The following is a 10,869-nucleotide window of genomic DNA, read 5'->3' on the forward strand; positions in this document are numbered from 1 at the left end:
GCGCATGTGCCTGTGTGCGCCGCGGCCGGCATCTGCCGGGCCCGGAGGACGTGGACAGGAAAGTGGGCATGCGCGCGCTCGACGATATCGTTGTACTGGATCTGAGCCGGGTGCTGGCCGGTCCTTGGGCGACCCAGACCCTGGCGGACCTTGGCGCCACCGTCATCAAGGTGGAGAAGCCGGGCGACGGTGATGACACCCGTGGCTGGGGGCCGCCGTTCCTCAGCGACCCCGAGACCGGCGCGCGGGCGGATGCCGCCTATTTTCTGGCCGCCAACCGGGGCAAACGCTCCATCACCGTCGACATGGCGACACCGGAGGGGCAGGACATCATTCGTGCACTGGCGCGCCAGGCCGACGTGGTGGTGGAGAACTACAAGCTCGGCGGGTTGCGCAAATACGGCCTCGATCATGAAAGCCTGACCGCCCTCAATCCCCGGCTGGTCTACTGTTCGATCACCGGCTTCGGCCAGACCGGACCCTATGCGCCGCGTGCCGGCTATGATTTCCTGATCCAGGGCATGGGTGGCATGATGAGCGTGACGGGCGAGCGCGACGACCTGCCGGGCGGCGGGCCGCAGAAGGCGGGAGTCGCCATCGCCGATGTCGCCACCGGGCAGTATGCGGCCATCGCCATTCTGGCGGCGCTGCTGCAGCGCCAGCGTAGCGGGCGGGGCCAGCACATCGACCTCGCGCTCCTTGATGTCCAGGTGTTCAACATGGCCAATCAGGCATTGAGCTATCTCGTCAGCGGCCAGGCGCCAGTACGCATCGGCAATGGTCATGCGGCCGTGGTGCCCTATCAGAGCTTCCCCACCAGCGATGGCTTCGTCATCATCGCCGTTGGCAATGACGGCCAGTTCGCCCGGCTCGCCGGCGTGCTGGGAGCGCCGGAATGGGTGACCGACCCGCGCTTCGTCGACAATGCCGCCCGCGTCGCCAACCGGACGGCCCTGGTGCCGCTGATCGAGGCCCGGACCCGGCAGTGGACCATCGACTCGCTGATCACCGCGCTGGGGGAGGTGGCGGTGCCGTGCGGGCCGATCAACACGCTTGACCGGGTGTTCGCCGATCCGCAGGTGCAGGCGCGCGGCCTGCGGGTCGAGGTGCCGCATGGCGGCCAGGGCACGGTGCCGGGAGTGGCGAGCCCCCTGCGGCTGGCGGACTCGCCGGTTGCATATGACCGGGGGCCGCCGCTGCTGGGCGAGCACACCGACGAGGTGCTGGAATCGCTGCTCGGCCTTGACGACGCGGCGCGACAGGGATTGCGGGCGCGCGGCGTCATCTGAAACGGCGCTGGCGCGCGCGTCATCGCGGGCGGGATCGGGCGCGGTGATGAACTTCTTGTGATGCGGCTATTGCGGCTTTCCTTGACCGGCGGGCGGGCTATAAGCTCCCTATGGTAGAACAGACCGCCAGCGAGACGGAGGAAGTTGGCCCGGCGCCCCATGAGGTGCTGGTCGACGGCCGGTTGCGTCCGCAGTTTGTCGCCGAGATCGCCAGCGCGGTCGAGGACGGCGACGTGTCTCGGGTGCGTGTGCTGGTCGAGCAGCTGCACCCGGCCGACATCGCCGACCTCATCGAGCTGATGGACGACGACCATCGCCCCGGCCTGCTGGCGGCGCTGGGCGAGAAGCTCGATGGCGAGACGCTGGCCGAACTCAACGACTGGGTCCGTGAGGACGTGGTGGAGTCGCTGAGCCCCAGTGATCTCGCCAACGCCGTTACCCAGCTGGAAACCGATGACGCGGTTGCCATCATCGAGGATCTGGAAGCCGCCCAGCAGGAGCAGGTGCTCTCCGCCATGCCGGCCGAGGAGCGCGCCGCCATCGAGGAGGCGCTGACCTACCCGGAGGATTCCGCCGGCCGTCTGATGCAACGGGACCTGATCGCGGTGCCGGACTACTGGACGGTCGGCCAGGTCATCGATTTCCTGCGTGAACATCAGGACCTCGCCATCGATTTCTGGGAGATTTTCGTCGTCGACCCCGGCCACAGGCCGGTGGGCACCATCCGGCTGTCGTGGGTGCTGCGTTCGCCGCGCGCCGTCGCGGTCGCCGACCTGATGCAGCGCGAGCAGACGCTGATTCCGGTCTCCATGGATCGCGAGGATCTCGCCCGCCATTTCCAGAAGTACGCGCTGATTTCAGCGGCGGTGGTCGATGGCGCCGGCCGGCTGGTCGGGCAAATTACCGTCGATGACGTTGTGCACATCATCTCCGAGGAGGCGCACGAGGACGCGCTGAAGCTCGCCGGTGCCGGCGAGGGCGACATCAACGAGCCGATTGCGGACACGGTGCGGACCCGGGTGCGCTGGCTGGTCGTCAACTGTGGCACGGCGCTGATCGGCTCGCTGGTGATCTCGCTGTTCGAGGCCTCGATCGAGAAGCTGGTGGCGCTGGCGGTGCTGATGCCGATCGTCGCCTCGCTGGGCGGCAACGCCGGTACCCAGGCGATGGCGGTGGCGGTGCGGGCGCTGGCCACGGGCCAGCTGGGTGCGTCGAATGCCTGGCGCATTGTTGGTCGCGAGGTGCAGGTGGCGCTGGTCAATGGCAGTATCCTCGCGGTGCTGGTGGGGCTGCTGACCACATTGTATTTCGGATCGGTCGGTCTCGGGCTGGTGATCGCCGTCGCCATGATCTGCAACATCGCGGTGGCCGGTTTCTCCGGCGTGATGGTGCCGCTGGCGCTGCAGCGCATGAAGGTGGACCCGGCCGTGGCGTCGTCGGTGTTCGTGACCATGACCACCGATGTCATGGGCTTTCTGGCGTTCCTGGGACTGGCCACCGCTGTCGGTGCCGCCAACCTGCAATAGGAGCAAGATGGCGGTGGAGGACGCGCCCCCTTCGGTCCTGCTGGTGGATGACGAGGCCCTGGTGTCGCGGCTGTACGCGCGAGCCGTGCAGGCCATGGGGTTCCGCACGCAGTTTGCCAGCAATGGCCTGGAGGCGCTGGAGCAGGTGGCGCAGGAGCCGCCGGCGCTCATCATCACCGACCTCAACATGCCGGGTCTGTCAGGGGTCGGGCTGGTGGAGAAGCTGGTTCAGCACGGGGACAAGACGTTTCCGGTCATCCTGGCCAGCGGCGACGACACGGTGCCGGTGTTGCTCAACGGGCTGGCCGCGGGTGTTGACGACTTCCTGGTCAAGGGCATGCCTTTTGCTGTCTTCTCCGAGCGCATCCGCTTCTGGGTCGACGGGCCGTTTCGTGGCCTGCCCCGTCATATCCGCGCCGCCGCCCTCAAGACTTTCAGCCAGCTGGCGCCTTACGGGCCGCCGGTCAAGCGGCTGCGCGCCCCGGCCGACCTGCTGGTGGATCGCGCGCGGGCGACCATGGTCGACCTGCTCGGCGAGGCGGGTGACGGCTTCGGCCTGCGGGAGGTGGACCGCATCCGTTTCCTTGGTGTGCTCGACCAGGTGCTGGCCATCCTCTGCCGCACCAACGGACTGGCGCATCTGCGCCGGCCGGACGCCATGGTGGCGGTGATCAACCGGCTGCCGGTGTTCTGGCGCGCGCGGATCCTGCGTGAAGACGTGCCGCGTCTGGACAGTCTGATTGACGAGCCCACCTTCCGGCACGCTGCAAACAGTCTCGGCCTGCACCCCTGATCGGACGCCGGACTCGCATTCTGCCGGTGCCGGTTGCCGGCGCGGGGGCGACCGCCCGTCGGGGCCTATCGCGTCGTTCCGACGAACTGGATTTCGCCACTGCCGGTGGTCGAGACCTCGCGGCTGGACGGGTTGCCATGGATGTGGATGTCGCCCGAGCCGGCGATCTTGGCCAGGGCGCTGGTGGTGGCGTGCGCCGAGATGTCGCCCGAGCCGGCGATCTTCGCCTCGACCCGCCCGCAGCGGAGGTTGTGCGCGGCGATGTCGCCCGAGCCGGCAATCTTGGCGCTCAGTGTTTCGCAGGTGCCCGATGCCCTGATGTCGCCCGAGCCGGCGATGGCCAGGGTGATGGCCTTGGCCTGGATATTCTCCAGCGTGCCTTCACCGGAGCCCGAGATGGCGAAGCGGGAGATCGCCGGCATGGTGATGTACACGGTCACCGGCGGGTGGCTTTTCACATAGCCGATGACCAGCCGGCGCTTGGGCTTGAGGATGAGTGTCCCTTTCTCGACCACCGGATCGAGCAGGTCGAGCGCTTCACGCGTGCCTTTGGCGACAACGGCGAAGCCGGCGCCCTGCCGGATGATGGCATTGGTTGATCCTTCCACGGCAACGCCCTGGAAGTTATTCAGATCAAGACGCTTTTCCTCTGTTCCAGCGATTGCGCCGCCGGTCATGGCAAGGCCTGCAAGCACAATGATTCCGGCGATACGGGTCCGGTGGTGGTGCATGGTGTTTGCTCCCTTCGTGGAAAATGATCATGGTTGCAGTCGTACCACCTAAAGCCGATGGGAGACAGCGATGAACGGAAAAGCAGTTGTGGCGATGGCAGGGACGGCCCTGCTGGGCGGCGTGGCCGGCACCATGCTGGCACAGCAGCCGGTGCAGGCCCAGATGCCGGCGTCAGGCGCCATCCATGTGGCGGCAACCACCGTTGGCACCACAAGTCACGCCTGGGCGGTCGACCCGCGTACCAGTCTGGTTATACATTGCGTGGCAACCCAGCCGACGTCGGCGTCGTTCACCTGCCAATCGGCGGCACTGCCGGGCATGGGCGCGCCCTGACGGCGGGTGTCCAGTTCTGATCGGGCCGGCCTGATCGGGCTGCCCTGATCGAGCGAGGTCAGGCCAGCGGCCAGGGCGTCTGGGTGGCCAGCACCGTTACCGGGTCGCCGGTCCTGAGCGTGCCGGCCCGCAAGGGTACCCCATTGATGCCGAACAGGACGCCGGTGATGCGCGGGTCAGCCGAGCGCCGCTGCCGTGCCAGCGTCGCCAGCGGCTCCTTGCCCATGCGCGCGCCTGTCGTCTGGTCGGTGGTGGTAACCACGCAGCGGTCGCAGGGTTTGACCAGGGCCAGTTCGATGTCGCCCAGCCGCAGGGTGCGCCAGTGATCCTCGGCCCAGGCGTCTGCGCCGTCGATGACGATGTTGGGACGGAAGCGCGTCATCGGCACCGCGGTACCGCCGGCCGCGACGATCGCCGCGTTCAGCGCCGCCAGTGAGGCGCGATTGGCGACGAGGACCGGGTAGGCATCGGCAAAGCTGACCGCACGAGCATCCGGCGCCCAGTCGGGATTGGGTCGCCGGCTGTCGGTCGATGGTTGCCAGACCAGCCGGACCTCGCGCCCGAGCCAGCAGCCCAGCCAGTCCTGTGCCGTTACCGCGTGGCGGGCGACGAGCGTATCACGCCAGACGGTGACGGCGAGGGTGGGCGCGTCGGCGGCCGGCGTGTCGACATGGCACGTGCCGTAACCGTCAACCGACAGGGTCAGGCCCGCACTGTGGGGGATGGCCTCCAACCGGGCCAGGCGGGGCTCGTCGCGTTGGGTGAGGAACCGCCCGTCGGCATCAACGACCATCCAGCGGCGGTCGCCGGCCAGGCCGTCGACGTCAACGTGTGCCCGGTCGAGCGCCAGGCCCCGGGCGGACTTGAGCGGATAGAGGTGGAGGCTGGCGATGCGCATGGGCCCTTATGCCAGCCCGCCCGGTCAGCGGAAAGGGGTGCTATCGCGGCCTGGGTTCGACGAAGCCGGCGACGAAAGTGAAGATGGGGGCCAGCAGGCCGGCCACGAATACCTCGTACCAGCCGAGGATCACGAACAGGCTGCCGCCCAGCGTGTAGGCCCACAAGATGAAGGCCAGCGTCGAGATGCCGGCGTGCAGTCGCCACGGCTGGTTGGGCTTGCGCTGGCGGTAGAGGTAGATCGGCGTGCCGACGACGCCGAGGCCGAACAGCAGCCAGGCGAGCAGCATCGCCGTCGCCGGCGCGCCCTGCGTCGCCGCCAGCGCCGTACTGTCGAGGCCATATTGCGAGGCCACCAGCTTGTCGGTGAAGGTGTAGAAGGCGACCGATTCGGCCGGGATGTATTTGACCAGGCGTTCCTTGTAGTCGTCGCCCGGTGTGACCGCGCCGGGCGTCGGCACCGACTTGAAAAGACTGGCGCCAGCGGCGCTGGCGGGCATGACGAGTCTCGACATGCGTGTTACCCCCGATCTGGTGTTGGTGAAGGCACGCGCCGCAACACGAAAAGGAGCAACATGGCGTCACACGCCGGCAATCCGGCATATGGGTTCTTACACTGATTCGCCGGTTCCCGCATCCGCAAGCCACAGCTGGAGCGGGCTATGCCGCGCCAGCTGTGTGCCTTGCCGGTTGTGCGTGGCGTCAGTTGTACTGACGCAGTTCCATCTTGGCGATCGCCTGGCGATGCACCTCGTCCGGGCCGTCGGCCAGGCGCAGGGTGCGTTGGCCGGCGTACATCGAGGCGACCGGGAAGTCGTCGCAGACGCCGGCGCCGCCGAATGCCTGGATTGCCATGTCGATCACCCGGCAGGAGACATTGGGGGCGACCACCTTGATCATGGCGATTTCCTTTTGCGCCACCTTGTTGCCAACGGTGTCCATCATGTAGGCGGCCTTGAGCGTCAGCAGCCGCGCCATGTCGATCTGGCAGCGGGCCTCGGCGATGCGCTCGTGCCAGACACCCTGCTCGGCCAGCGCCCTGCCGAAGGCGACGCGCGCCTTCAGGCGCTTGCACATCAGCTCCAGAGCCCGTTCGGCGGCACCAATGGAACGCATGCAATGGTGGATGCGGCCCGGGCCGAGGCGGCCCTGGGCGATCTCGAAGCCGCGGCCTTCACCCAGAAGAATGTTGCTGGCCGGCACCCGGACATTGTCGAACGCCACCTCGAAGTGGCCGTGCGGCGCATCGTCATCGTGGAACACGGTGAGCGGGCGTACCAGTTTCACACCCGGCGCGTCGGCTGGCACCAGGACCATCGACTGCTGGGCGTGGCGCGGCGCGCTCGGGTCGGTCTTGCCCATGAAGATCATGATCTTGCAGCGGGGGTCCCCGGCGCCCGAGGTCCACCACTTGACGCCGTTGATGACATACTCGTCGCCATCGCGGCGGATCGACGATTCGATGTTGGTGGCGTCCGACGAAGCGACCGCCGGCTCGGTCATGGCGAAGGCGGAGCGGATCTTGCCGTCGAGCAGCGGCTCCAGCCACTGCTTCTTGTGCTCCGCCGAGCCGTAACGCTCGATGGTTTCCATGTTGCCGGTGTCGGGTGCCGAGCAGTTGAAAACCTCCGACGACCAGGCGACCCGGCCCATCAGTTCGGCCAGCGGCGCATATTCCAGGTTGGTCAGCCCGGCGCCATGCTCGCTGTGGGGCAGGAACAGGTTCCACAGCCCGTCTGCACGTGCCTTGACCTTCAGTTCCTCAATGATCGGCAGCACCTTCCAGCGGTCACCGCTGGCGCGTTGCTCCGCATAGGTCTTTTCGGCCGGATAGACGTGGGCCTGCATGAAGGCGTTCACGCGGTCGATATAGGATTTGGTCTTGTCGGAATAATCGAAGTTCATTGAAGCCTCCCAAGGTAAAGCACGCAATGCAAGAGCGGGTGTCAATTCGGTGCACGCCTGTGCGGTCTGGTTCGCACCGCACGCACTGTGGCGCATTAAGACGTGGTTGGGCAATGGTGGCATTGCGCTGGCTCAACCCGACCGGCGATCGACAGGAGCCGGCAACGCGCCGCGACGGCCGTCAGTGGCCCGCCTGGTCGCTGCGTGCCGTCAGCGTCCGGTTGACCGCCTCGCCCAGCGCTTCCAGCGTGAACGGCTTGTCCAGGACGTCGGCGATCAGTTCGGAGAGATTGTAGGCGCGCTGACGCTCATGGGCATAGCCGGTCATCATCAGCACCGGCATCTCGGGGAAGTCGGCGCTTGCCTTGAGCGCAAGGGCGATGCCATCCATCACCGGCATCACGATGTCGGTGATCAGCAGGTCGAATGTCGCGCGCCCCAGTTCGCCGACGGCCGCACCGCCATCGGCTACCGCCACCACTTCATGTCCGAAGTGGATGAGGCCGCGCTCGACGAACTCACGCACCGCCGCATTGTCTTCTGCCACGAGGATGCGCGCCATCGGACCGCCTCACTTCCCGTCTTTGCCATTCTCCCCGGCATCGAAACCAATGCGCAGTTTGCGCGCGGTCCGGGGGAAGTCCTGGACACTGGTGTCGAAAGCAACGGACTGGCCGCCAATCAGCTGCTCCGCTGGCGGCGGGAAGGTCCAGGTGAACACCACGTTGCCCTGAGCATCCATCATCGTGCCCTTGAGGTTGGGGATGCGCACGGTCTGGCTGGTGGGGTTCTCGATGGAGCCGGAAATGCGCTGGCGCATGCCGCCGTTTTCCAGCTCCACCGCCGGTGGTGGCGGCGGATAGGCGATCCGCAGCACGTTGGCCCCCGAGGGCTGGTTGACTTCGGGAGCCGTCGACAGCCCCAGCGTGGCGTAGATGCTGCGCATGATGCCGCTCTCCCGCCCCAGCGTGTCGCGCCACACCAGCAGATTGAAGCCGATCAGCACCACCAGGGCGCCACCGGCCAGCCAGGCGTAGAGCTTGGTGGGATTGCGCCGCCGCCGACGGTAGCTCGGGCTGCCGCGCCGGGCCGGCACCGAGGCGCGGCGCCCTGAACCGGAGCCGCGCCCCCGGGTTGGCCGACGCTCGAATTTCGGGCCCTCGTCGTCCGCCTCGGACGCCGCGCTCGTGTCGTGATCCTGCCGCGGGTCGTCGTTGTCGTGCAGCCCGGCGAAAGGCGAGGGCGCGTGCGGCGTCGGCCCCTCGACGGCCGGGGGTGCCACATCGGCATCCGTCGGCGGGGCCGTGCCGCCTGTGGCGGTGGTCGATCCTGTGCCGCCTGTGGCGGTGGTCGATCCTGTGCCGCCTGTGGCGGCGGTCGATCCTGTGCCGCCTGTGGCGGCGGTGGGGGCCAGGGCACTTGTGGCGACGATGTCGCGCGCCGCTTCCTCTTCCGCGGGGGCCTGGAACCAGCTGTGCTTGCACTGGGCGCAGCGCACCGTCCGGCCAGCCGGCCCAATGGCGGTATCGCTGACCAGATAGCGCGTTCGGCAGCTCGGGCAGGTCAGAATCATGCTAAACCGTCGAACTCATTCGTCGAAAATTATCAACCCCTCGTCCCGTCCGGGGGCATTGCCGGGGCCGGACGGTATCGCGGCGCACTATCCACGGCTTCTTGACGGAGTGCAAGCGTCCTAACATGCCATCGTGCTTGGGGTTTGCCTTTGCCGGCGGCCCATGCCAAACAGCCGCAATGTCCGCCCGAAGGCCTGAACCGTGAGCAATGTCGTCCGTTTCGAGAACGTCGGTTTGCGCTACGGCACCAGTGCCGAGGTGCTGCGCGACGTCAGCTTTTCGCTGGAGCCGGGGACATTTCACTTTCTCACCGGCGCCAGCGGTGCCGGCAAGACCTCGCTGCTGACGCTGCTCTACCTCGCCCGCCGCCCGTCGCGCGGGCTGATCTCGATCTTCGGCCATGACGTGGTGACAATGAAGCGCAGCGCGTTGCCGGCGCTGCGCCGCCGCATCGGCGTGGTGTTCCAGGATTTCCGACTGCTGGCGCACCTGTCCGCGCTCGATAACGTCATGTTGCCGCTGCGTATCGCCGGCGCGCCGGAGGCGGCGGTACGCCAGCATGCCGAGGAACTGCTGGCCTGGGTCGGGCTGGCCGATCGCATGAACGCGCGGCCCGCCACGCTGTCGGGTGGCGAGCAGCAGCGGCTGGCCATCGCCCGTGCGGTGATCGGCCGGCCGGACCTGCTGGTGGCGGACGAGCCCACCGGCAACGTCGATCCGGAAATGGCGGCGCGACTGCTGCATCTGTTCCTGGAACTCAACAAACTGGGCACCACGCTGGTGATCGCCACCCACGACCGCAGTCTCATTGACCAGGTGCCGGGTGCGCAGGTGCTGCGGCTGGAGCGCGGCGAGCTGTTCACCCAGCGTCAGATCCGCCCGGATATCCGCCCTGCGGTTGTTCGACCGTCGCCTCAGGAGAACCGGCCATGATCGGCCGCGGCGGCTACCGCTTCCTTCCCGACGGGCGGGAGGCGCGCGGGGTTTTGCCATGGGTGATCGCGATCATGACCTTTCTGGCGGCCCTGGCGGTCGCTGGCGGCCTGATGCTCTACGACGCCACCAGCCAGTGGCGGACCACGCTGTCGCGGTCGTGGACGGTGCAGGTGGTGGAGGCCGACCCCGCGCGACGCGAGGCGCAGGCGCGCGCCGCCGTCAAGCTGCTGACCGAGATCGACGGCGTGACGTCCGTGCGCGCCCTGTCCGATGCCGACGCGCGTGCGCTGCTGGAGCCCTGGCTGGGCGCCGGCAGTATGAGCAGTGACCTGCCGGTGCCGGTGCTGATCGATGTTGCGGTGGCACCGTCGGCCAGCCTGTCCCCCGCGCGTGTCCGCCTCCGCCTTCAGGCGGTGGCGCCGTCAGCCCGTCTTGACGATCACGACCGATGGCTGCGCCAGCTCGGTGCCTTTGCCGGGGCGCTGCAGCTGACCGCCTTCGCCATCGTCGTCGTGTCGTTGCTGGCCACCATGGGCGTGGTGGGCTTCAGTACCCGCGCCGGCCTCATGGGTCATCGTGCCACCATCGAGATCCTGCATCTGATGGGCGCGGAGGACAGCGCCATCGGCCGGGAGTTCCAGCGACAATATCTGTTCCACGGCCTCAAGGGCGGGCTGGCGGGCGTGGCGGCGGCGGTGGCCACCATCGCCGGTCTGGGCTGGATGGCGCAGCGCCTGTCATCGGGCCTGCTGGGCGGCTTCACGCCGGGGCCGCTGGTGTGGCTGTCCCTGGCGGTGCTGCCGCTGGCGGTGGCTGTGCTCACCATGGCGACCGCCCGGCTCACCGTGCACCGGGCGCTGGCCGACTACGTGTAGGGGCAAGGG

At 67.8% G+C, this 10,869-nt stretch carries 12 protein-coding genes; 6 read left to right on the forward strand and 6 right to left on the reverse strand.

The annotated features are described in order from the left end of the window. Positions 1-68: 68 nt before the first annotated feature. The 3 genes from ABU113_RS06755 to ABU113_RS06765 all read left to right on the forward strand — a co-directional run bounded on the left by ABU113_RS06755 (position 69) and on the right by ABU113_RS06765 (position 3,608). Positions 69-1,289 (forward strand): CaiB/BaiF CoA transferase family protein, encoded by a 1,221-nt coding sequence (locus ABU113_RS06755; RefSeq protein WP_454558735.1) that lies wholly within the window; start codon positions 69-71, stop codon positions 1,287-1,289. 110 nt (positions 1,290-1,399) lie between these two features. Further along, entirely contained in the window at positions 1,400-2,815 is a 1,416-nt protein-coding gene (mgtE, locus tag ABU113_RS06760; RefSeq protein WP_454558736.1) for a magnesium transporter, read from the forward strand. A gap of 7 nt (positions 2,816-2,822) precedes the next feature. Beyond that, entirely contained in the window at positions 2,823-3,608 is a 786-nt protein-coding gene (locus ABU113_RS06765) for a response regulator (protein WP_454558737.1), read from the forward strand. 65 nt (positions 3,609-3,673) lie between these two features. Here the strand turns inward: ABU113_RS06765 and ABU113_RS06770 are convergent, their stop codons facing one another. Further along, positions 3,674-4,285, reverse strand: a complete 612-nt coding sequence (locus ABU113_RS06770; protein WP_454558738.1) for a head GIN domain-containing protein — start codon at positions 4,283-4,285, stop codon at positions 3,674-3,676. A gap of 124 nt (positions 4,286-4,409) precedes the next feature. On the opposite strand from ABU113_RS06770, the gene ABU113_RS06775 reads away from it, so the two are divergent. After that, on the forward strand, positions 4,410-4,673 hold the full coding sequence (locus ABU113_RS06775; protein ID WP_454558739.1) for a hypothetical protein: 264 nt from the start codon (positions 4,410-4,412) through the stop codon (positions 4,671-4,673). A 58-nt stretch (positions 4,674-4,731) separates the two neighbouring features. Here the strand turns inward: ABU113_RS06775 and ABU113_RS06780 are convergent, their stop codons facing one another. The 5 genes from ABU113_RS06780 to ABU113_RS06800 form a co-directional block, all read right to left on the reverse strand. After that, positions 4,732-5,571 carry an MOSC domain-containing protein gene (locus tag ABU113_RS06780; protein ID WP_454558740.1) on the reverse strand — a complete coding sequence of 280 codons (840 nt, stop codon included), beginning with the start codon at positions 5,569-5,571 and terminating at the stop codon, positions 4,732-4,734. 40 nt (positions 5,572-5,611) lie between these two features. Beyond that, positions 5,612-6,085 carry a hypothetical protein gene (locus tag ABU113_RS06785; RefSeq protein WP_454558741.1) on the reverse strand — a complete coding sequence of 158 codons (474 nt, stop codon included), beginning with the start codon at positions 6,083-6,085 and terminating at the stop codon, positions 5,612-5,614. A 187-nt stretch (positions 6,086-6,272) separates the two neighbouring features. Beyond that, positions 6,273-7,475 (reverse strand): acyl-CoA dehydrogenase family protein, encoded by a 1,203-nt coding sequence (locus tag ABU113_RS06790; protein ID WP_454558742.1) that lies wholly within the window; start codon positions 7,473-7,475, stop codon positions 6,273-6,275. Between the two features lie 181 nt (positions 7,476-7,656). Next, positions 7,657-8,037: a response regulator gene (locus ABU113_RS06795; RefSeq protein ID WP_454558743.1), complete on the reverse strand. Its 381-nt coding sequence runs from the start codon at positions 8,035-8,037 to the stop codon at positions 7,657-7,659. Between the two features lie 9 nt (positions 8,038-8,046). Further along, complete coding sequence (locus ABU113_RS06800) at positions 8,047-9,048, reverse strand: MJ0042-type zinc finger domain-containing protein (RefSeq protein ID WP_454558744.1); 1,002 nt, start codon at positions 9,046-9,048, stop codon at positions 8,047-8,049. A 202-nt stretch (positions 9,049-9,250) separates the two neighbouring features. Between ABU113_RS06800 and ftsE the strand changes: the two genes are divergently transcribed. Together ftsE and ABU113_RS06810 are read left to right on the forward strand one after the other, a co-directional pair. Continuing rightward, positions 9,251-9,982, forward strand: coding sequence for a cell division ATP-binding protein FtsE (gene ftsE, locus ABU113_RS06805; RefSeq protein WP_454558745.1), 732 nt, complete (start codon positions 9,251-9,253; stop codon positions 9,980-9,982). Beyond that, on the forward strand, positions 9,979-10,860 hold the full coding sequence (locus tag ABU113_RS06810; protein ID WP_454558746.1) for a cell division protein FtsX: 882 nt from the start codon (positions 9,979-9,981) through the stop codon (positions 10,858-10,860). Before ftsE ends, ABU113_RS06810 begins: the two co-directional genes overlap by 4 nt. Positions 10,861-10,869 lie beyond the last annotated feature (9 nt).

Source organism: Parapedomonas caeni (genome assembly GCF_041060555.1).
In the GTDB taxonomy this organism is placed as follows: Bacteria; Pseudomonadota; Alphaproteobacteria; order Sphingomonadales; family Sphingomonadaceae; genus CAUJIW01.